Origin of the sequence: Streptococcus infantis (assembly GCF_047463315.1) — a bacterium.
GTDB lineage: Bacteria > Bacillota > Bacilli > Lactobacillales > Streptococcaceae > Streptococcus > Streptococcus infantis_AB.
In genome coordinates, this window is record NZ_JASHEB010000001.1 from 249,772 (window position 1) to 272,638 (window position 22,867).

Annotated in this window: 10 protein-coding genes; 1 reads left to right on the forward strand and 9 read right to left on the reverse strand. The window is 39.3% G+C overall.

The window, feature by feature from the left end:
* Nucleotides 1-76 precede the first annotated feature (76 nt).
* Together QM857_RS01325 and QM857_RS01330 are read right to left on the reverse strand one after the other, a co-directional pair.
* The gene (locus tag QM857_RS01325; protein WP_049495524.1) at nucleotides 77-784 is read right to left on the reverse strand and encodes a glucosamine-6-phosphate deaminase; all 708 of its coding nucleotides are present in this window, start codon (nucleotides 782-784) and stop codon (nucleotides 77-79) included.
* 149 nt (nucleotides 785-933) lie between these two features.
* Nucleotides 934-3,723 (reverse strand): GbpC/Spa domain-containing protein, encoded by a 2,790-nt coding sequence (locus QM857_RS01330; protein ID WP_414274802.1) that lies wholly within the window; start codon nucleotides 3,721-3,723, stop codon nucleotides 934-936.
* Between the two features lie 247 nt (nucleotides 3,724-3,970).
* Here QM857_RS01330 and QM857_RS01335 point away from each other — a divergent pair, with 247 nt between their 5' ends.
* Nucleotides 3,971-8,056, forward strand: a complete 4,086-nt coding sequence (locus tag QM857_RS01335; protein WP_414274803.1) for a glycoside hydrolase family 66 protein — start codon at nucleotides 3,971-3,973, stop codon at nucleotides 8,054-8,056.
* A gap of 146 nt (nucleotides 8,057-8,202) precedes the next feature.
* Here the strand turns inward: QM857_RS01335 and QM857_RS01340 are convergent, their stop codons facing one another.
* The 7 genes from QM857_RS01340 to QM857_RS01370 all read right to left on the reverse strand — a co-directional run bounded on the left by QM857_RS01340 (nucleotide 8,203) and on the right by QM857_RS01370 (nucleotide 22,816).
* Complete coding sequence (locus QM857_RS01340; RefSeq protein WP_414274804.1) at nucleotides 8,203-15,090, reverse strand: Spy0128 family protein; 6,888 nt, start codon at nucleotides 15,088-15,090, stop codon at nucleotides 8,203-8,205.
* Nucleotides 15,091-15,465: 375 nt separating this feature from the next.
* Nucleotides 15,466-18,642 (reverse strand): carbamoyl-phosphate synthase large subunit, encoded by a 3,177-nt coding sequence (gene carB / locus QM857_RS01345; RefSeq protein WP_414274805.1) that lies wholly within the window; start codon nucleotides 18,640-18,642, stop codon nucleotides 15,466-15,468.
* A 200-nt stretch (nucleotides 18,643-18,842) separates the two neighbouring features.
* On the reverse strand, nucleotides 18,843-19,922 hold the full coding sequence (locus QM857_RS01350) for a carbamoyl phosphate synthase small subunit (RefSeq protein ID WP_414274806.1): 1,080 nt from the start codon (nucleotides 19,920-19,922) through the stop codon (nucleotides 18,843-18,845).
* A gap of 49 nt (nucleotides 19,923-19,971) precedes the next feature.
* Entirely contained in the window at nucleotides 19,972-20,895 is a 924-nt protein-coding gene (locus QM857_RS01355; RefSeq protein WP_414274807.1) for an aspartate carbamoyltransferase catalytic subunit, read from the reverse strand.
* Between the two features lie 17 nt (nucleotides 20,896-20,912).
* Complete coding sequence (pyrR, locus tag QM857_RS01360; RefSeq protein ID WP_000850019.1) at nucleotides 20,913-21,434, reverse strand: bifunctional pyr operon transcriptional regulator/uracil phosphoribosyltransferase PyrR; 522 nt, start codon at nucleotides 21,432-21,434, stop codon at nucleotides 20,913-20,915.
* A gap of 209 nt (nucleotides 21,435-21,643) precedes the next feature.
* Nucleotides 21,644-22,273: an endonuclease III gene (nth, locus tag QM857_RS01365; RefSeq protein ID WP_254724336.1), complete on the reverse strand. Its 630-nt coding sequence runs from the start codon at nucleotides 22,271-22,273 to the stop codon at nucleotides 21,644-21,646.
* Nucleotides 22,274-22,816, reverse strand: a complete 543-nt coding sequence (locus QM857_RS01370) for a YceD family protein (RefSeq protein ID WP_414274808.1) — start codon at nucleotides 22,814-22,816, stop codon at nucleotides 22,274-22,276.
* Nucleotides 22,817-22,867 lie beyond the last annotated feature (51 nt).

Genomic DNA, 22,867 nt, shown 5'->3' on the forward strand with positions numbered 1-22,867 from the left:
ATACCACCTTAGCAGGATAGTGAACATTTGAAGTAAAAAACCACTCACTACAAAGAGCAAGTGGTTCGTGAATTTTTTATTTTTCAAGCAGGCTAAGTGCTCCAGCATCCGCAATAATAGTTACATCTGGATGGTTCTGCAAACTACTTGCTGGAAGACTTTCAGTAACTGGACCTTCAACAGTTCCAGCGATGGCTTCTGCCTTAGATTCACCATAAGCAAAGAGAAGAATAGATTTTGCATCTAGAATATTTTTGATTCCCATTGAGATAGCTTGTGTTGGTACATCTTCAATCTTATCAAAGAAGCGAGCATTTGCTTCAATAGTAGACTGATCAAGATCTACAAGGTGGGTTTGACTATCAAACGGAGTTCCTGGTTCATTAAATCCAATATGTCCATTTCGACCAATTCCCAAAATTTGCAAATCGACTGGATGATCAGCAAGAATTTGATTATAGCGTTCTACTTCTTCTTCTGCATTGTCTTTGACACCACGCGGTAAAAAGCTTTCTTTGAATGGCTTTTTGTTGAAAAGATTTTCTTGCATAAAGTAACGATAAGATTGAGGATTATCTCCATCAAGACCTACATATTCGTCCAAGTTAACACTTGTAAGATTTGAAAAATCAAGGTCACTCTTAACGATTTCTCCATAAAACTCAAGTGGACTGCTACCTGTCGCAAGTCCTAATGTTTGAGCACCGTTTGCTAACTTTTCTTTTAAAATTTCAAAAGCTACTTTTCCACCTTCTTCAGGATTTTTTACTTGAATAACTTTCATAATAGTTCCTCCATATTTCTTTATTTCATTATATGGTATAGACCAATTTTTGTCAAGTGAAAACGGTTTAATATTTTAAATTTTATAGGAGAATGTTAAAAAAAAGAGAAGACTAAACTAGTCTTCTCTTTTTAAATTGTCAGAATGAATTAGTCTTCTTTTTTCTTTCTTGACAAAGCATAACCGGCAGTAGCTAAACCAATAAGTGCTGAATAAGTCATGAATGATTGTTCAACTGAACCAGTATTTGGCAATGATTTCTTAGATGATTCTGGTTTTGGCTCTGGTTTTGGCTCTGGTTTTGGTTCTGGCTTAGGCTCTGGTTTTGGCTCTGGCTTAGGCTCTGGTTTTGGCTCTGGTTTTGGCTCTGGCTTAGGCTCTGGTTTTGGTTCTGGTTTTGGCTCTGGCTTAGGCTCTGGTTTTGGTTCTGGTTTTGGCTCTGGCTTAGGCTCTGGTTTTGGCTCTGGCTTAGGCTCTGGTTTTGGTTCTGGCTTAGGCTCTGGTTTTGGTTCTGGCTTAGGCTCTGGTTTTGGTTCTGGCTTAGGCTCTGGTTTTGGTTCTGGCTTAGGTTGTGGTTTTTCATTTTCCTTGATAAGCACAACATTTTTATTCCATTCAACAACTGGTTTTTCTGTTTCTTTCTTAACAGGATCCTTCACCAACTCAGGTGCTTCTGGTTTAACCGGTTCACTTGGTAAGACAGGTACAGTTTTATATTCTGGTTCTGTCGGTGGAACTGGTTTTTCTTTAACAGTTGGTACTTCTGTCAATTCTGGTTTTTCAGGTTTAACTGGAGGTGTTGGTTCTGTTGGTTTAACTGGCTCTTCACCTGGATCTTTAGGGAAGCCAACGTTTGAGTTGATAGAGAACCAATAGAGAGTTGCTTCGCCTGTTGCGTTAGCACCTTTTGCTGTAAATTCAAGATGACCATCTTTCAAAATAACAGCACCACCACCATAGTAAAGGTAAGGGCTCGTAGGATCATCCCAACCCTTAGTTTGACTTGAAGAGTCTGCATTAAATGTAGCACCTTGAGCCATGTATTGGTTTTGTTCTTTAGCAGATACTTCTTTTGTAGATGAATCTTGGTCTACACTTGAATTTGGAAGTTTAATAAACTCTTTGTCACCAATGTTTACAGACTCAACGTGAGGAGTATCTTGGTTTTTCATTTTTGGTGTGTATCTCAAAACACCTGATGTAGCGTCTACAGTGTAAGAACCGATAACATCTGATTTATCACCAAATGTGTAATCTTCAGTACCAACTGAGTGACCATTTCCGCCACCAGATGCGTTCACTGTTGTAGCATCAACTGTTGTTTCTTCAGTTACTTTGAAAGCATCATTATCCCATGTTGCTTTTTGAGCAACAATTTTCAAAGGATTATCAGCATTGATATCAACTTCTGCACTACCGAAGTCAGCTTTACCGCTTTTCACAACAACGTCTGCACCATCAAGTTTTGGTTCACTTCCATCTGAATATGGATCCCAAGTTCCACGAACTGTATTGCCTTCGCTATCTTTAGCTTCAACAACTAGAGGACGAGGTTTGTCATTTTCAACATAAGATGCACCATTCCAGTGGTTAAGTGAGTTAAGGGCAAGGATTGCATTGTGTTGTGACAAATCAATTAATTGGTCATTTTCATCGTAAAACTCAATGTCAACACCAACAGTTACTGGGTTTTCAGTATCTGTTGAGCTACCAATTGTCATTGTAACTGCTGGATCGTTATAAATTTGAACGATTCCTTTTCCATCTGATGATGGAAGGCTCTTCACTTCGTATTTATAAACAACTTTTGCAATACGTTTTTCTTCGCTACCTTTTACAATTTTAGCTTGAGTAAGTCCTGTGTATGTCACATCAAATTTGTCTCCGACTTTTACAACTCCCCACTCAATTTCATTGTTGGCATATGGATTTGTAGTTGTCAAATCAGAATCTTGAAGATTCTTTGTTTCATACATCTTAGTAGCTTTACCATCACCGTACATACGAGCTTGACCTTCTTTTGTCAAGTAAGTTGTTAATCCAGTTGTTTGGTGTGTGATTTTAGTTGTTTCGCCATCAGCAAGTTCTTCAGAGAGGAATGTCAAATCTTGTTTGTATTTCTCAGGATTTCCACCACGCTCTGCAACCATCTTATTGAAGGCATCTTTAGCATCATCGTATTGTGCTTTTTTCTTGTTGTAAATTTCGAGCTCAATCAAGTAAGCAGCTTGTGCTTCATCATAAGCAGCTTTTTTAGTCTTGTAGTCAGCTAATTTAGCTTCATATTCTGCTTGAGCTAATTTATTACTTTCAGTAGCTTCTTGATTTGCTGTTACAGATGCATTGTATGCTGCAAGTGCTGTGTTATATTCTTCAAGAGCTTTTTCATAAGCAACACGTGCTTCTTCATTACTCTGTTCTACTGCTGTTTTTTCTGCTGATTTTTCAGTCAATTCTTTTTTATAAGCAGTAAGTTTTTCGTTGTAAGCTTCAAGCTCTTTATCGTAGTTTGCTTGTGCAGCAGCATTTTTAGCATCAACTTCAGCTTTTTCTTTTTCGTAAGCTTCTTGATTTGCTGCTACTTCAGCTTTATAATCAGCTACAGTTTTATTAATATCTGTAACTTGTTTTTCGTAATCTTTAGCAGCAGCTTCCTCTGAATCTTGCTTTTTAGTCTCAGTTTCTTTAACTTCAAGACCTTCATTTGTGGCAGCAGTTTTAGCTTCTTCCAACTTCTCTGGAACCGCAACTTCTTTTGTTTCTTCCCCAGCTACTGTTGTAGTTGAAGTAACAGGTGTAGTTGCTGATGAAGTTTCATCGGCAGATACAGTCGCAATACCTGCAACAGCAATCACTGTTGCAACTGCAACAGAACCAAAGGCAACTGAGGTTTTTCTCAAGGCATATTTAATCGTTTTATTATTCTTTAACGATGACATGACAAACTCCTTTTTAAATGTTTTTTTATGCTTCTCAAGCAAAAAGAATTTTTGTTCTTCGAAGTCAGAAAAATCATAACAAAAATAATTTAAAAAGTCAATTATTTTTATATATTTTTTCAAACTTTCTTTACTTTATTTTTAGGGGTTCTTCATTTTGATTTCAAAAAATTTACGTTTTTGTTGACATTTTCCTATGAACTGTCGTATAATTTCAACTAACAAAATTTAATGATTGGGGGATATAATGAAATCTTCAAATAACTTTTCTCAAGAAAAAGGTCACGGCTATTTCCGTAAGCGAAATAAAGTACTTGTATCTATGATTACGGTCTTTGGTTCTTTAATGTTAAGTTCTGTTGCTATGGCAGATGAAGTTGCTTCAACTACAACTTTATCTACAAACGTAACTACATCAAGTCAACCAGCCACTAGTACTGAGACCACTAGTGAGCAACCTACTACAACAACTAGTGAGGAGACCACTAGTGAGCAACCTACTACAACAACTAGTGAGGAAACCCCAAAGACTTCTTCAAGTGAAGAGACATCGTCTTTACCTCAAACTGCAAGTGCAACTGAACCAACAACTCGTAGTACTTCAGTGGCAACAAGCACTTATAACACACCAAAAATCCAAAACGATGTAACATTTAACAAAGCCACATATAAAAGTGGGGAGGATGTTAGCATCTCAATCAATAATCCTGACGTAACTTCGTCTGATTTGACAGTGTCTCATTTAGACAAAGTTATTTATGAGTTGAAAAATGCTCCAGGAAATTCACTTGTCATTCCAAACTCTGTTTTCTCTCCAAATTCTGGTTATCTCATTGACATTATTGGAAAGAATGCTGATGGAAAACAAGAATTTCACAAAGTAGCTGGTCTATCAGTCGAAGATGATTGGACAGTATATCCACGTTATGGTGTTGTAGCAGGTTCAAAAGACAATCACAATTCAATCACAAAAGATCAAGTAGAAGGATATAAAAATAGTATTGACCAATTGGCCAATATGCACATCAATAACTACTTCTTTTACGATGTTTACAAAACTCCTGCCAACCCATTCCCAGCAAATGTTGAACGATTCACTCAAGATTGGGCTACATTCTTAATCCCGAAAGATGAAACAGATCCCGAAAAACGTAAAACATACTTACCAGTTATTGACACAGAAGCTGTAAAAGAGTTGGTTTCTCATGTCCATTCAACTGGTGCTAAAGCTATGCTTTATAACATGATTTACGCTGTGTCTCTAGATGAAAAAATCCCAGACCAAGTAAAGAGTGCCATCGTACGCAACTTGCAAGATCATTTCAACTTTGGAAAGACTGGTGATGTTACTGCGACTGACATCCAACAATTTCTAGACCCAGGAGATCCAAACTGGCAAAACTTTATCATCAATGTGATGTTAAAAGCCATGAAAGAAGGCGGCTTCGATGGTTGGCAAGGGGACACTATGGGGACTAACTTGGTTGAAAAAGTTAATGAACCTGGAAAAGCTTTCTCTTTAAGTGACAACTATCCAAAACTAGCCGCAGCTGCAACGGAGGCGCTTAAAAAAGAAGGCTATGACTTTATGATCAACGATATCTCTACTGGAGATGCTGATCGATTAGGAAAAACAAATGTCTCTGCACCATATGCGGAAGTTTGGGGAGATAGCATTGCCCATGATTCTACCTACCAAGCCTTAACACGCTTGACTGAGCGTATGCGAGATTTATACAACGGAAAATCTCCAATTATTGCTGCTTATACACATCGTGAAAAAAATGCAGCAAAACTCAGTAAAGATAATGAATTGCTAACAGATGCAATTATTGCAGCAAGTGGTGGTTATCATATGACAACTGCTGCTCTCAATACATCTCAAGATGAAAAAGGTTTTGGTGTTATTCAGGCTGAATGGTACCTCAATCAAAACTTACCAGTCAATGCTGATTTTGCGAATGCAGAATTCAACTACCAAGAATTTATCGTTGCCTACCAAGAACTCCTTCGTGGACGCGAAACTTTAGCACATGATACTCGCCGTATTGGAGACAATACAAATGTTCTTGTAAATGGTAACTTTATCGGTTCTAATCTTGATAATTCAGACGGTGTTCAACCAGGTACCGTTTATACCATCACAAAAGAAACTAAAACTGGTGACCGAATTGCTCATTTAATTAATCTTGTTGGAATTACTGAAAACAAATGGAATAGTGCTGTTAATTCCACTACCAAACTGACTAACATCCAAGCTTTTGTGCCACTTGGTAAAATTTCAAAAGATCAGGCCGAACATGCGAATATCTACTGGGCTACCCCAGATGCAGTAGATGGAAAGTATAATATTAAACTTCGCGAGACTACTGCTAATGTATATTATGATAGCGGGGCTGGTCAATGGATGGCTGCAATTGATGTTCCTAGCCTGGATGTATGGGATATGCTCTATGTCAAACTTAATGAAGTTGCCCGTGTTATTTATCAAGATGAAAATGGCAAGGAACTTGAACGTTCAAGCGACTTTGTTGGACATACTGGTGAAAAGATTGACTACTCAACAAAAGATACGATTGCTAAATATCTGAAGCAAGGTTATAAACTGGTTGAGAATGAATTCGAAAAAAATGGACAAGCAAAATTTGACCGAGATGCTTCAAACATTAATGGTGATGGCGTACAAGAATTCATTGTTCGCTTTGCTCCAAAAATCGTAGATTTTTCTGAGACACAGCCAATTCAAGTTGGTCAAGTTGTTCCAGGAGATACTGATGGCAGCCTTTATCCAACTCCTAAAGCTCCAAATGGAAAATCTATTAGTGATCTCAATCATTTATCTGAAACAGTGACTCGTACCATCACATATGTGATTGAAGATAAGAATGGACACAATCGTCAAGAAGCTGGCATCACTTCAAAAACAGATAGTTTAAGCTTTAGCCGCAAAGGGACTATCAATTTGGTAAGTGGAGAAACTACACTTGAAGATTGGGAACCTAAAGACGGCACTACTTTCGCAGATTATGAAAATCCAGTCAAAAATGGATATGTTGTCGTATCTGAGGAATCAAATGTATCAATTTCTCCTGATCTCAAGAAATCTGGAACTCACACTGGAATCCTAGCTGAATCAGATGACATTTCTGATATTGTTATCTACCGACCAGTTGGTGTTTATACAATTAGTTATGCTTCCGGAAAAGAACCAGCAAATGCTATTAAGGAGATTCCTTATCTCAATGATCCTTCTAATCCAACTGCTATTTCAGCGCCAACTGCAACTCTACCATATATTGAAGGGTTAGAACCAAAAGATGCAACTGGAAAAATCTTAACCTTTGTAGATCCACTTGATGAAACAAAGGGATACCTTCTTCCAACTGCAACTTCTGCTACTAATGATACATCAATTACTTATACAATTTCTCAAGGATCAGTGACGGTACAATTCCTCATTATAGGCAGTGATACCGAATTACAAGACTTTCAAACAGTTTCTGAAAACGCAGACTTTGGTACGAACTATACTACAGATGCACCAAAAGTAATTACAAAAGACGGTCTAGTCTATAATTTAGTTGGTCATCGTGAGGGTTCTGCTGATGTTTCAGGAACAGTATCTAAGGGAAATAAAACAGTAATTTATGACTACAAACTTGCTTCAGGAAATGTAATAGCACGATTTGTCCTTCAAAACACCACAACTGAATTGCAACCAGCTATCGTTGTTGCTTCAAATGCAGATAACGGTTCTGCCTACATTGCTGTTGCACCGGACGAAATTTCTTATAATGGTCAAACATACGAACGTATTAGCAGTGCACAACAATCAGGCCAAGTCGGAGTAGGAACTACAAATCTGATTTTTGAATACAAAGTCAAAGAATTACCAACTCCTCAACCTCAACCTCAACCTCAACCTCAACCTCAACCTCAACCTCAACCTCAACCTCAACCTCAACCTCAACCTCAACCTCAACCTCAGCCTCAGCCTCAGCCTCAACCTCAACCTCAACCTCAACCTCAACCTCAACCTCAACCTCAACCTCAACCTCAACCTCAACCTCAACCTCAACCTCAACCTCAACCTCAACCTCAACCTCAACCTCAACCTCAACCTCAAGTTCAACCTCAAACTCAAGTTCAACCTCAAACTCAAGTTCAAGGTTCTGAACGTCAAAAAGAGTCAATACAATCAGAAAGAACTTTGATTAAACCTGGTAGTCAGCTACCTGCAACAGGAGAGCAAAATTCCCAATTAGCATATCTTGGATTTGCTTTTCTCACTGGATTTGCAGGTCTTGTCGGTTATAAAAAGAAACAAGATTAAACTACTATAATTTTAAAAACCCAAGGAATAAGTCCTCGGGTTTTTTTAAGAAAATAACAAAGAGGCCTTGCTCTTACGAGCAAAGCCTCTTCATTTTTGAGCTAAAATTGCTATTTCAATACCAAAATATTGATGTTATCTCAATCTTAGTCTTCACGTCTTTTTAGTTTTGCAATTAAACCAAGACCTACTAGACCAAGTGCTGCACCTAGGGCCACTATCCCAACTTTAGATTGCTCACCAGTATTTGGCAACTCACGACCTTTAGGTTTTTCTGGAGTTGGTGGTGTTACCGGCGTTGGTGGTGTTACCGGTGTTGGTGGTGTTACCGGCGTTGGCGGTGTTGGCGGTGTTGGTGGTGTTGGCGGCGTTGGCGGTGTTGGCGGTGTTGGCGGTGTTGGCGGTGTTGGCGGTGTTGGCGGTGTTGGCGGTGTTGGCGGTGTTGGCGGTGTTGGTGGTGTTGGTGGTGTTGGTGGTGTTGGCGGTGTTGGTGGTGTTGGTGGTGTTGGCGGTGTTGGTGGTGTTGGTGGTGTTGGCGGTGTTGGCGGTGTTACCTTGTTGTTAAACTCAGTATCTTCAGGCATTTGTGAAGTAAGAGTCAACACTTTACCATTCTTAGTTACAGTAACTCCAACAGTCGCTACCATCTTATCGTAATCAACTCCAGCCTCTGTACCTTTCACTTCTTCTACATGATAAATATAAGTACCTTCTTGACCACGTTTGAATTCAAGAGCTGAGAACTTGATCTTACCTTCAGCATCATTGCTTACGGTTTCAATCACGTTACCATCTTTGTCTTTCAATACGAAGCTGAATTCACCAGCTTTCAACGCACGACCTTCCAATTTCTTAGTGAAGTTGAATTCGACTTTAACCGGAATATTAACAACACGTTTTTCAGTTGATTTTTCTGGTTTTTCAACTGATTTCTTAGTTGGATCGTATTGGTGAACAATTTGAGAAGCTGTATTTTCAATATCTACACCTTCCTTAGCAGTATCCTTGATTTGTGCAAGAATATCAAACTTGTAGTAGCGACCAAAGGCAAGCTTAGTAGTGTCAATTACTTGTGTATCGTCTGCGTCTCCAAGTGACTTAGTCAATTCAGCCTTAGATGTAGCAGTAATGACACCATCCACAATTGAGATATCAAACTTAGCGGTTACATCTTCACCAGTTACTGAATCGTAAGCTTTAATATCAGCTACATTAACATCCAAGTTTTCACTGTCATATTTATCTGTAATTCCAACAGATTGAATATTGTGAGCTTCTGTAAATTTAGTTGTATCCAACCATACTTGGTAAACTACCTTATCACCTTTATGGAGTGTTTGAGTATTGATATTTTGCGCTTCATTATTATCAACTTTGTCCGCATATGGATCTTTGTTGGTATCAGCTACTTTATCAGTCAACTCTTTATCATCATCCAGAAGTTTAGTTCCAGTAATGTCAAATTTCTCTTCGTTAAGAATATATTTTTCTGGGTTAAACTCAGGAGTTTCTGGTGGAGTCACAGTGTTATTGAACTCTTTATCTGGAGCGTCAGTTAGTGTCTTCACAAGTGCTTTAGCTGTACCATCGTATTTAACTTCTACTGTGATTTCAGCCTTCATAGAGTCGTAAGTGACTGTCGCATCAGATCCTTTAACTTCTTCTACAGTGTACTTATGAGTTCCAACTTGGGCTTTAGTGAATTCAAGTTTAGCGAATTTCACCTTACCATCTTTATCGTTCTGAACTGTTTCGATTTCAGTACCTTTAGAGTCTTTCAATACGAAGCTGAACTCACCAGCTTTCAACTCACGGCCTTCGAGTTTCTTAGTGAAGTTGAATTCGACTTCAATTGGAACTGAGTTGACACGTTTTTCAGTTGGTTTTTCTGGTTTCTCAACTTTCTTCGTAGATGGGTTGTAGTAGTTTACAATTTGCGCTGCTGTATTTTCGATGTCTACTCCACCTTTAACGTCTGTTTTAACAGTGGCTGGGATATCGAATTTATAGTAGCGACCAAACTCGAATTTAGTTGTGTCGATGATTTGTGTATCGTCTGCGTCTCCAAGTGACTTAGTGAAGCCGGCTTTAAGAGTTGCGGTCATAACACCATTTTCAACCTTAATGTCGAACTTGTCAGTCACATCCGCACCAGTTACTGAATCGTAAGCCTTGATAGCTGAAGCGTCTACATCAACCTTAGTTTCGTCGAAGTCATCAGAGATACTTACTGTTTGGATGTAATCCTTGTTGTCTGCGTCGAACTTAGTTGTGTCAAGCCATACTTGGTAAACCAATTTAGCGCCACGTTTAACAGTCTTAGTATTCAAGTTTTCTGCTTCGTTGTTTGAAGTTCCATCTACATATGGATTTGTATTTGTTTCACCATATTTATCAGTCAACTCAGAATCATCATCAAGAAGCTTGTCGCCTGTGATGTCGTATTTCTCTTTAGTTACAACGTATTTCTCTGGTTGGAACTTAGGTTCTTCTGGAGGAGTCACAGTGTTGTTAAACTCTTTATCGGCAATATCTCCGACCTTAGCAACTAAAGCTTTAGCCGTACCATCATGAGAAACAGTGACTGTTACAACAGCTTTCATATTGTCATATGTAACGGTTGAGTCTGTACCAGCAACTTCTACTACTTTGTAACGGTAAACACCGATATCATTGTTTGTGTACTTAAGGCTAGTGAATTTAACCTTACCATCCTTATCATTGGTTGCTGTTTCAAGAACATTGAATTCATCATCGTCTAACAATTGGAAAGTAAACTCGTTGGCTTTCAATTGACGGCCTGCAAGAGCTTTCTTGAAGTCAAGTTCAATTTGAATTGGTACGTTGTTTACACGTTTTTCAGTTGGTTTTTCAGGTTTTTTAACTTTCTTAGTTGTTGGGTTGTAGTAGTTGACTACTTGAGCCGCAGTATTTTCGATATCTACTCCGCCAGGAACATCAGCTTTCACTGTTGTTGGGATGTCGAACTTGTAGTAACGTCCGAAGGCGAACTTAGTTGTATCGATCACTTGAGTTTTTTCTGCATCGCCAAGTGACTTCGTGAAGCCAGCTTTAAGTGTCGCAGTAATCACACCGTTGTTCACAGTTATATCGAATTTATCAGTTACTTCTGCGCCTGTTACTGAGTCATAAGCTTTGATCTTAGTAGAATCAAGTTCTAACTTAGTTTCATCGTAGTCATCTGAGATTCCTACTGATTGGATGTTGTCCTTGTTAGCTGCGTCAAACTTAGTAGTATCCAACCATACTTGGTAAACCAATTTATCGCCACGTTCAACTGTCTTAGTATTCAAGTTTTCCACATCATTATTGACGGTATTGTCCGCATATGGGTTCACATTGGTATCCGCGTACTTATCTGCTAACTCTTTGTCATCATCAAGAAGCTTGTCGCCTGTGATATCGTATTTCTCTTTAGAAACAACGTATTTCTCTGGTTGGAACTTAGGTTCTTCCGGTGGAGTTACAGTATTATTGAACTCTTTATCTGGAGCGTCAGTAACAGTTGCTACAATTGCCTTAGCAGTACCATCATGGGCTACCTTCACTGTAACTGTTGCAACCATGTCGTCGTAAGTTACTGTTGTATCAGTACCTGCAACTTCTGAAACAGTATAAGTGTAGGTCTTGCCAAGATCATCTTTACCAAACTTAAGTTTCTTAAAGGTAATCTTACCATCTTTATCATTCTTAACAGTTTCAACTGCAACATTGTCTTTCTTAAGAACAAAGCTAAATTCACCAGCTGCTAGAGTACGGCCTTCCAACTTCTTAGTGAACTTGAGATCAACTGTAACTGGTACAGAGTTGACACGTTTCTGAGTTGGTTTTTCAGGTGTTTCTACTGATTTGCTTACTGGGTTGTAGACATGAACGATTTGGTTGGCCTTATTTTCAATATCAGCCCCTGCCTTAACTGTGTCTTTAACAGTGGCTGGGATATCGAATTTATAGTAGCGACCAAATTCAAATTTAGTTGTGTCTATAACTTGAGTATTATCCACATCACCTAAAGACTTGTTCATAGAAGCCTTAGAAGTTGCTGTAATAACGCCATTTTCAACTTTAATATCAAACTTAGCAGTTACATCTTGGCCAGTTACACTGTCATATGCTTTAATATCAGCAGCATTAACTGTTACTTTTTCAGCATCATAAGTATCAGAGATTCCAACAGATTGGATATTGTTCTTATCTGAGAAGTTTTTAGTATCCAACCATACTTGGTAAACTAATTTATCGCCACGTTCAACTGTCTTAGTATTGATATTTTCTGCTTCGTTATTATTAGTTTTATCAGCGTACGGATTAGCATTGGTTTCTGTATACTCATTAGTCAATTCGTTGTCATCATCGACTAATTTAGTACCAGTGATGTCATACTTTTCTTTGTTCAGTACAAATTTCTCTGGTTGGAATACAGGTGTCTCTGGAGGAGTTATTTTATTGTTAAACTCTTTATCTTCCGTTCCATCTGTTGATTCTCCATTTTCATTCACACCATCTGCTGAGCTGACATTTGTTACTGTTGTTAGGGTATGTCCATTTTTTGAAACTTCCACAGTAAGCGTTGCTTTCATGGTGTCATAAGTCATTCCTAATTCTTTAGTAGCCGGGATAACCTCTTCTACTGTATAAGTATGGGTACCAACTTTTGTATTATCGAATGATAATTCTGAGAACGTAACAGTTCCGTCTTCTTTATTCTTAACAGTTTCAACTTCTTCACCTGCTGCATTCTTAAGGACGAAGCTAAATTCACCTGCCTTAAGTTTACGACCTGCGAGTTTCTTCGTAAAATCAAACTTAGTAACTACTGGTGCTACAACATAGTTGTTGAAGATTTTATCATCATCACTTGATTTGAATCCACCTTCAGCACTATATTTAACTGACGCTTGTAAATCACCTTGCTCATTCTCAGTTACAGTAACTGTCATGGTAACAGTCATTGCATCGTAGTCTACGTTTGCATCTGATCCTGGTGTTTCAGTGATTGTGTAAGTATATACACCTGCCTTTTTAAATGTTAATTTACTAAATGTAGCTTTACCATCAGCTTTGTTAGTGACAGTTTCTTCATATGCAGCAATTGACTTGTTTGGTTGTACTTCTTTTAGCTTGAACGTAAACTCACCATTTGCTAAGTTACGTCCTTCCAATTGTTTTTCAACTTCCGGAGTTACTTCAACCGGATTTTGTTTGACATAGTAATAAATTGGTTGTTTATACGGTGTCAAAGAGTTAAGCAAGTCAACGTTTGTACCAATACCGAAATTTCCTCTTTCCAACTGTACATTTGGAGAAAGGTGTCCAATATTGTCCCCTAAGAATGGTACAAATACCGTTTTCTTAGGGGTATAATTTGCAGCTGTTTGGAAGCCAAACTCAATTTCTTTACCGTTTGGATAGTTTACACCTTTGCTATCTGTGAAAGGAATAGTATAAAGTGGAGACTTCTTAACTACCAAATCTTCGGTATTTGCTTTTCCTGGTTTAATCGGTTTGGTTTCTGCAAGCAACATGTAACCGTCAGTACTTAGTGAACCATCTGAACGTTTGCTTTGTTGTTTTGGATCAAGAAGATAAACACGAACAACTACAGATCCGTCTTCACCTACGATTTCCTTAATACGCTTAATTCCTGCACGCTCAGCGTCCATGAATTTAGTACCAACTTTGTAAGGACGACTTACATAGCCTGATTTATCGTTTGCATCAGCTGTTTGATACAACTTGTAGCCATCAAATTGACGTTCGCCAGACGCAGTAAATTTCTGTCCTTCCATGGCTTTAAGAGTATATCTAGCTAAATCTACTTCATTACCATTTTCTTTATAATCTTGAACAGTTTTATCAGTTTTATTTGCGTTAAATGTTGGGTTGTTTTTATCAACTACTTTATAGTAAGTTGTTTTATTAATTGCTTCTGGGATTTTTGCATTTGAATCGGTAATTGTACGACCGTTATAGGCTGGTTCTACAACGTTTAAAATATCTGTTGTAGTACGAGCGTTATAAACCGCAGTATAAAGAGCTTGCTCAGCTGGTGTAAGGTTATGACCTGCTGCCACTAAGTCTGTGATACTCTTTCCAACTTCATAACCATTTTGAATAAATGGCTGAGTTGTTTTACCTTTTTCAGCAGTACCAGCTTGATAATCTACTTGGAACGTTAATTGACTATTAGACGCTGTTGTGGTAGTTGTGAACTTTTGAACACCACTTGTAGCTGTAACTGTTTTTGTTTCTACTACATTACCAGTCGTTTTGTCAATCAATTCAACAGTTGTATCCGTCGATTCATCAAATCTCTTATAAGCACGTGCATAGTATTTTGTACCATAACGATTATTAAATTCAGTTAAATCCCAAACCGCATAAGTATAGAAATCTCCTTCTTTAGCAGAATACCCAGATGGCACTGTTTGAGAGCTAACAGTTGCACCATTTGCATCTTTGATTGTTGGAGTTACTTTTTCCCCATCTTTTAAATATGTGCTTACCTCTACTGGGTTAGAATTATGGTCTCCAGATACAGCTTCATTCGTGGTCGCACGACGGCTACGAACTTTAGGTTTATTTGACTCATCTGTAGCTGGTTTTGATTCAGTTGCTGCTGGTTTTGATTCTTCAGTATTTTCTGCTTTATTAGCTTCTCCTTCAGCAACTTCTGGTTTAGCAGACTCTTCTGGTTTAGCAGACTCTTCCACTTTGGCAGTTTCTTCTGTAGCTGGTTTTGATTCAGTTACTGCTGGTGTAGTTTCTTCTGCTTTGTTTCCTTCAGCAAGCTCAGCTGTTGCAACATTCTGTTCCTTTTTAGAGGAATCCTTGCTATCATCCTTTTTCACCAACTCTGTTTTTTCTTCAGAATTTGGTTGTGTAGGAAGTTCAGAAGCTTTTACTGCACCTCCATTTGCTAACATAAAGCTAAGGGTTGTTCCTAAAAATACGGATGCAACACCTACCTTATATTTCCTCAAAGAAAAACGTTGTTGTTCCTTTCTTATCATTTTGATAAGTTCTCCTTTTATATTTTCTTACTATCAGTAGAGAAATTATATCGTATTTGAACCTAGAATACAATATTTTTCTCCTACTTCAGCACTTCTATCATACCATAAATCTAACATAACTTCAAATAATTATGTACTCCCGAAATCGTTTACTTTATTATATTTTAGGCCTTTTAAACATCCTTTGATTTGTTATATATACTTATATGTAAATGTATACCGTCCAATATTATGTCTATCTTTTAAAATCAATTAATTTTAAATTATACTATTTTTATATATTTACTTAGGTCCAGGTTTTGCATTTAATTATTTGTAAAAAATGATAGCAACGCTTTCATAAAAAAAGATTCTCAAATGAGAATCTTTTTATTAAATCGCTTCTGTGACAAAACTTCTGCTTTCTAATACTTTTAGCATGGCATCTGCTGTGTCTAGAGCTGTAAAGAGAGGAACTCCATGTTCAATTGCTGAACGTCTGATTTGTTCACCATCTTCATCAGCTGTCCGTTTGGTACCAACTGTGTTGATGATAGCTTGAATTTTTCCTTTGCGGACGTAGCTTGGAATATCGTGTTCATCATCACCAATCTTTCCAACGAGTTGAGCCTGCAATCCATGACTTGCAAAGAACTCTGCAGTTCCTTCAGTAGCAAGGATTCCGTAGCCAATATTTTGGAAACGACGAGCTAAATCCAAAGCTTCTTCTTTTGCATCATCCGCGATGGTGAAGACAACATTACCAAAGGTTGGTAAGTGAAGATAAGAAGCTTCAAAGGCCTTGTAGAGAGCTTTTTCAAGAGTGGTATCAGAACCCATGACTTCCCCTGTTGACTTCATTTCAGGGCCAAGAAGGCTGTCTACCTTAGCTAGCTTGGTAAAGGAGAATACTGGCGCCTTGATATGAACGCGAGTGCTTTCTGGGTAAAGCCCATCTTGGTAACCAAGCTCTTCAAGACTTTGACCGAGAATTAGCTTAGTCGCTACCTGTGCCATAGGGATATTGGTTACTTTTGAAAGGAACGGAACGGTACGACTGGCACGAGGGTTTACTTCAATGACGTATACTTTCTCATCCTTTATAACAAACTGAATGTTCATCATACCAAGACAGTTGAGGCCAATTGCAAGACGTTTGGTGTAGTCTGCAATCGTTTCTTGCACTTTTTGCGACAAGGTTTGAGGAGGATAAACCGCCATGGAGTCACCTGAGTGGACACCAGCGCGTTCGATATGCTCCATGATACCAGGAATGAGGACATTTTGTCCGTCTGAAATGGCATCGACTTCACACTCTTGTCCGACGATATAAGAGTCAACAAGAACAGGGTGGTCTGGACTTGCCTTAACCGCAGTACGCATGTAAGAACGGAGATCATCTTCATTCTCAACGATTTCCATAGCACGTCCACCCAAAACATATGAAGGGCGAACGAGAACTGGGAAACCAATTTTACGTGCAGCAAGTACTGCTTCTTCTTCATTGGTTGCTGTTTGTCCAGGAGGTTGTGGAATATCCAAGTCTTTGAGGGCTTGTTCGAAGAGATCACGGTCTTCCGCACGGTCCAAGTCAGCAACTTGAGTACCAAGGATAGTCACACCAGCTTTTGCTAATGGCTCCGCAAGGTTGATAGCTGTTTGACCACCAAATTGAACGATAACACCTTTTGGTTGCTCTAAGTCGATGACATTCATCACATCTTCAAAAGTCAATGGTTCAAAGTAGAGTTTATCAGATACAGAGAAGTCTGTTGAAACTGTCTCTGGGTTTGAGTTCATAATGATGGCTTCGTAGCCAGCAGCTTGGATTGCTTTAACAGAGTGAACTGTCGCATAGTCAAACTCTACCCCTTGACCGATACGGATTGGACCAGAACCTAGGACAAGTACAGATTCCTTATCAGACTTGATAGACTCATTTTCCCATCCATATGTTGAGTAGAAGTACGGAGTTTCTGATTCAAATTCTGCGGCACAAGTATCTACCATCTTGTAAACTGGGACGATCTTGTTTTCTAAACGAAGTTGGCGAACTTGATCAGCTGTAGTTCCCCAAAGTTCCGCGATTTTACGATCTGAGAAACCATTGATTTTTGCTGTTTTCAAGACATCGACATCCTGAGGATGTGCGCCCAATTCTTGCTCAATCTCAAAGATATGTAAGAGTTTATCAAGGTAGAAAATATCAATCTTAGTCAAGTCAGCAATCTCTTCTGGTGTATAACCACGACGAATAGCTTCTGATACGTAGAAGAGACGGTCATCTTGAGCCTTGACAACTTTTTCAATCAAGGCATCATCTGAAACATTTGCAAGCTCAGGCATTTCATTGTGATGGACACCAATTTCTAGAGAGCGACAAGCTTTAAGGAGAGATTCCTCGATGTTTCGACCGATGGCCATGACTTCTCCAGTCGCCTTCATCTGGGTACCAAGACGACGTTCCCCTTTTTCAAACTTGTCAAATGGGAAACGTGGAATCTTAGCCACCACATAGTCAAGTGCTGGTTCAAACATAGCATAGGTTGAACCTGTAACTGGGTTAATAACTTCATCCAAGGTCAACCCTACAGCAATCTTAGCAGCCAATTTAGCAATTGGATAACCTGTTGCCTTAGAGGCAAGAGCTGAAGAACGAGATACACGAGGATTTACTTCGATGACATAGTACTTAAAGCTGTGTGGATCAAGAGCAAGCTGAACGTTACATCCGCCTTCAATCTTGAGAGCGCGGATAATGCTTAAGCTAGCATCACGAAGCATTTGGTTTTCATAGTCGGACATGGTTTGCGCAGGGGCAAATACGATGGAATCCCCTGTATGAATCCCGACTGGGTCAAAGTTTTCCATGTTACATACAACAAGGGCATTGTCAGCCGAGTCACGCATGACTTCGTATTCGATTTCCTTAAAACCAGCAATCGAACGCTCAATCAAACATTGGGTAACAGGTGACAACTTCAAACCATTTTCAGCGATTTCACGCAATTCTTCCTCGTTGGCACACATACCACCACCAGTACCACCTAGGGTAAAGGCTGGACGGACGATCACTGGGTAGCCAATAGTTGTTGCAAAGGCAACTGCTCCCTCAACTGTGTTTACAATTTCTGATTCTGGAATTGGTTGCTTGAGTTCTTCCATCAATTGTTTAAAGAGATCTCGGTCCTCCGCTTGGTCGATGGCTGACAGTTTAGTCCCGAGAAGTTCTACTCCGAGCTCATCTAAGATACCATTTTTAGACAATTCCATGGCCATATTAAGCCCTGTTTGACCTCCAAGAGTTGGAAGCAAAGCATCTGGACGTTCCTTACGGAGAATACGAGTCACAAACTCAAGTGTAATCGGTTCGATGTAAACCTTGTCTGCAATCTCTTTATCTGTCATGATGGTTGCAGGATTTGAGTTAACCAAGACAACCTCATACCCCTCTTCTTTCAAAGACAAGCAGGCCTGGGTTCCAGCATAGTCAAACTCAGCAGCCTGACCTATAATAATCGGACCAGAACCAATCACCATAATTTTTTGAATATCAGTACGTTTAGGCATAGTTTATGATACAAAGCCCGTCAAGAACACAGTGAAAATAGGAAACTTGGTGCAGACGCCTTCAGCGTCAAATCAATGTTTATCTTTTTCACACAGTTCTTAGGGCGTGTTCACTTCCGCGAACAATGTATCTTCTCCTTTCTATTCGGCAACTCTCTGATTGCCATTAAATAAATTCTCTGACGATTTCTCAATCATCTTTAGTTTGCTTGTTTAAAACCTTCCATCATCTCGATGAACTCATCAAATAGATAACTTGCATCATGTGGCCCAGGAGCTGCGTCTGGGTGAAATTGCACAGAGAAACCTGGTAGATATCTGTGACGTACGCCTTCAACTGACTTGTCATTGATTTCTTCGTGGGTGATGATTAAGTGCTCTGGTAAATCCTCACGGCTAACTGCATAACCATGATTTTGACTTGTGAAGTCCACGCGCCCAGTTGCAATTTCACGTACTGCGTGGTTGAAGCCACGGTGACCAAACTTCATTTTATAGGTCTTAGCACCATTTGCCATCGCAAAGAGCTGGTGACCCATACAGATACCAAAGATTGGAATTTTCCCGAGAATACCACGGATCATCTCAAGAGCTTCTGGTACATCTTCTGGATTTCCAGGACCATTTGACAACATAACTCCGTCAGGGTTTAAATGCAAGATTTCCTCAGCCGTAGTTGTGTATGGAACTACAGTCACGTTACAATCACGTTTAGATAGCTCTCGTAAAATAGAGTGTTTAAGACCGAAGTCTACTAAAACAACGCTCAAGCCAACTCCTGGAGCTGGATAAGCAGTCTTTGTAGAAACTTGTCTGATATTATCAGTCGGTAAGACAGTTGCTTGAAGTTGATCTGCAATGTGATCCATACTATCGCCAGCATGTGTTAGAGTCGCTCTCATGGTACCATGTTTACGAATAATCTTTGTAAGAGCTCGAGTGTCAATGCCTGAAATTCCAGGAATTTTCTTAGCCTTCAAGAATTCGTCCAGCGTCATTTGGTTACGCCAGTTGCTGGCTCTGCGAGCCTCTTCAAAAACCACAACTCCCTTACAAGTAGGACTGATAGACTCGTAGTCGTCACGGTTAACTCCATAATTCCCTACTAGTGGATATGTGAAGGTCAAGATTTGTCCATTATAAGATTGGTCTGTAATGGATTCTTGATAACCTGTCATTCCAGTGTTAAAGACTATTTCCCCTGTTACATCAATATCTGCACCGAAGGCCTTACCTTCAAAAACTGTGCCATCTTCTAAAACTAGAAGTCGTTTTGTCATATTTTCACCTCTCGTGGACGCTCACTGGCGTCTTTTAACGTCTTGTGTCTTATTTGGCTTTTCTGCTTGCCAATACGGATTCTAAGATTGCCATTCGAACAAAGACTCCATTGGTCATTTGTTGAACAATACATGATTTTGGAGCTTCAACCAAGTGGTCAGCAATTTCTACATCCCGATTTACTGGAGCAGGATGCATAATGATTGCTTCTTCTTTTAAGCGATTGTAGCGTTCTTGGTTCAAGCCATGTTGAGCATGATAGCCTTCTTTTGAAAAGACGGCTCCACTTTCGTGGCGTTCATGTTGAACTCGAAGCAACATCAAAACATCCACCTGGTCAACAATCTCATCAATGGTAACAAACTGTCCATAGTCCGCAAATTCTTGACTTCTCCATTCCTCAGGTCCTGCAAAGTAAAGTTCAGCTCCCAAGCGTTTCAAAATCTGCATATTGGATTTGGCAACACGTGAATGGTCCAAGTCTCCAGCAATCGCAACCTTGAGTCCTTCAAAATGTCCAAATTCTTCGTAAATTGTCATTAAATCAAGCAGACTCTGACTAGGATGTTGCCCTGAACCGTCACCACCGTTGATAATCGAAGTCGTGATTGTCGGACTCGCAATCAATTCTCTGTAGTAATCAACCTCAGGGTGACGAATAACGCAGACATCTACCCCCAGTGCGGATAAGGTTAGGATGGTATCATAGAGTGTCTCACCCTTGTTGACTGAACTTGTCTTTACATCAAAGTCAAGTCGTTCCAATCCTAGTTTGATCTCCGCAACTTCAAACGATTTATGCGTTCTTGTCGAATTTTCAAAGAAAAGATTGGAAACAATGGGATGGTCTTCGTAAGGCAACTGAGCTCCATTCTTAAACTCAATCCCTCGTTTAATCAATTTCATAACCTGATCCACAGTGAGATCTTCCATGGACACCACATGGTTGAGTGCTTGTTGATTTTCTGACATGGCTACTCCTTTAGCTATTAAGCTTCTTCAGTAATCAAAACTCTATCTTGGCCATCAAGTTCTGTCATCTCAACGATGATTTCTTCAGAACGACTGGTTGGAATATTTTTCCCAACGTAATCTGGACGAATTGGCAATTCTCTGTGTCCACGGTCAACTAACACCGCAAGACTCACGCGCGCTGGGCGACCATGTCCGACAATGTTATCGATAGCAGCTCGAATTGTACGGCCTGTATAGAGCACATCATCCACCAAAATGACTTCGCGGTCTGTCACATCGACAGAAATCAATGAAGTATCCTCACCACTTTTAACATCGTCACGGAAAGGTTTAGTATCTAATTCTACAACAGGAACAGAGATATTTTCCAATTGTTCCAAACGTTCTTGGATACGGTGAGCAATAAAGACACCACGTGTTTTGATACCCGCTAAAATGATTTTATTCAAATCTTTATTGCGTTCGATGATTTCATAAGTGATACGCGTAATTGCTCGCTTGACGGTTAATTCGTCTACAACTTCTTTTGTCTTCATGACAAACCTCCAAAAAGAAAAGTCTCCTTTTTCAAGGAGACTTGAGAATGTATAACTAAGCGAGCCTTACTGTAAACAGTATAGACTTACCCTTCTACTTTATCGAGCTCCTTGCCTGCCTCACGGGACAGGTTTAAAGGAATATTTTATTGTCCTTACTATATCACAAAGCCTAGACCAAAGCAAGTAAAAACATTCAATACTCGACCTTATAAAGAACTAAAATCGTATAACTGTGGATAGTGTTCGCATTCTGGATTTTTGGGATGACAGATAGCACGACCAAAGTAAATCATGGCCTGATGCGCCGCCAACCACTTTTCTGGTGGCAAGACATCCATGACACGTTTTTCAACTTCTAATGGTGTAGCTGATTTTTTAACAATATCATGGTGTTTGCAAATGCGCTCCACATGAGTATCTACCGCAAAAGCTGGAATTCCAAAGCCCACACTCATGACTACATTAGCTGTTTTACGCCCAACTCCTGCTAGACTTTCTAATTCTTCTCTAGTCTGAGGAACTTGACCATCAAAATCTTCTAATAACTGTTGCGCACATTTTTTAAGAAATTTTGCTTTATTTCGATACAGACCTAAACGAGAAATATGTTTTGCAATTTCACTCTCACTTGCGTCTGCCATAGCTTGAGGTGTGGGGAATGCTTCAAAAAGAGCTGGAGTTGCTTTATTTACCGCAGCATCTGTCGTTTGAGCAGATAGCATAACGGCAACCAAAAGTTCAAAATGATTGCGAAAATCTAGACTAGGTTTTGCATCTGGAAAAAGAGCTATAATTTCCTCAATGACATGACGGGCACGTTTCTTGGATAAAACCATCTATTCATCTCCATCAAACAGTCCTTGTAAACCTGCAAAAGGACTACTTTCTTCTTTTTTGACTGCTTGTTGAGCTTGATATTCTTCCTCAGTCATGATTTGCCAGTCATTTCCAGAAACAAATCCCTGACCTGCTTCTTCCTCTGCCGTTAAGACCTTGATTGGAATATTGAGCAAAATATTATCTGAAACACTCTCAGCCAGGTCTATTTCACCATTTTCGATAGGTAAAACTAAGTCATCATCAAGAACTTCTTGGTCCAGTTGATTGGTAGCACCTTCCATAAAGACTTCTGTCACTGGATAAGACTCTTTCAATTCTACTGGTTCCATGCTACGACTAGAAGCTAAAACGATTGTATAAGACAATTGATAGTCTAAGAAAAACATACGGTCTTCGTACTGAACTTTTCCAATAGCGACAATATCTTTTACGTTTAAAATTTCTTGGTTACGCTCACGTAAGTCAGCTGACAAGTCTAGAGTTTGCTCGAAATACAAACCCTCAGGCTGCTTACGAACTTCTTGAATATTTAATTTCATACTTCCTCCATAAAGATTTACTCACTTGATTATACCATGAAAGGAGGTCAA

What these genes read in the sequence shown, in the direction of transcription:
- nth (WP_254724336.1), bottom strand. Translation starts at nt 22,273, where the DNA reads ATGGTTTTATCCAAGAAACGTGCCCGTCATGTCATTGAGGAAATTATA.
- pyrR (WP_000850019.1), bottom strand. Translation starts at nt 21,434, where the DNA reads ATGAAGACAAAAGAAGTTGTAGACGAATTAACCGTCAAGCGAGCAATT.
- QM857_RS01340 (WP_414274804.1), bottom strand. Translation starts at nt 15,090, where the DNA reads ATGATAAGAAAGGAACAACAACGTTTTTCTTTGAGGAAATATAAGGTA.
- QM857_RS01350 (WP_414274806.1), bottom strand. Translation starts at nt 19,922, where the DNA reads ATGACAAAACGACTTCTAGTTTTAGAAGATGGCACAGTTTTTGAAGGT.
- carB (WP_414274805.1), bottom strand. Translation starts at nt 18,642, where the DNA reads ATGCCTAAACGTACTGATATTCAAAAAATTATGGTGATTGGTTCTGGT.
- QM857_RS01330 (WP_414274802.1), bottom strand. Translation starts at nt 3,723, where the DNA reads ATGTCATCGTTAAAGAATAATAAAACGATTAAATATGCCTTGAGAAAA.
- QM857_RS01355 (WP_414274807.1), bottom strand. Translation starts at nt 20,895, where the DNA reads ATGTCAGAAAATCAACAAGCACTCAACCATGTGGTGTCCATGGAAGAT.
- QM857_RS01325 (WP_049495524.1), bottom strand. Translation starts at nt 784, where the DNA reads ATGAAAGTTATTCAAGTAAAAAATCCTGAAGAAGGTGGAAAAGTAGCT.
- QM857_RS01335 (WP_414274803.1), top strand. Translation starts at nt 3,971, where the DNA reads ATGAAATCTTCAAATAACTTTTCTCAAGAAAAAGGTCACGGCTATTTC.
- QM857_RS01370 (WP_414274808.1), bottom strand. Translation starts at nt 22,816, where the DNA reads ATGAAATTAAATATTCAAGAAGTTCGTAAGCAGCCTGAGGGTTTGTAT.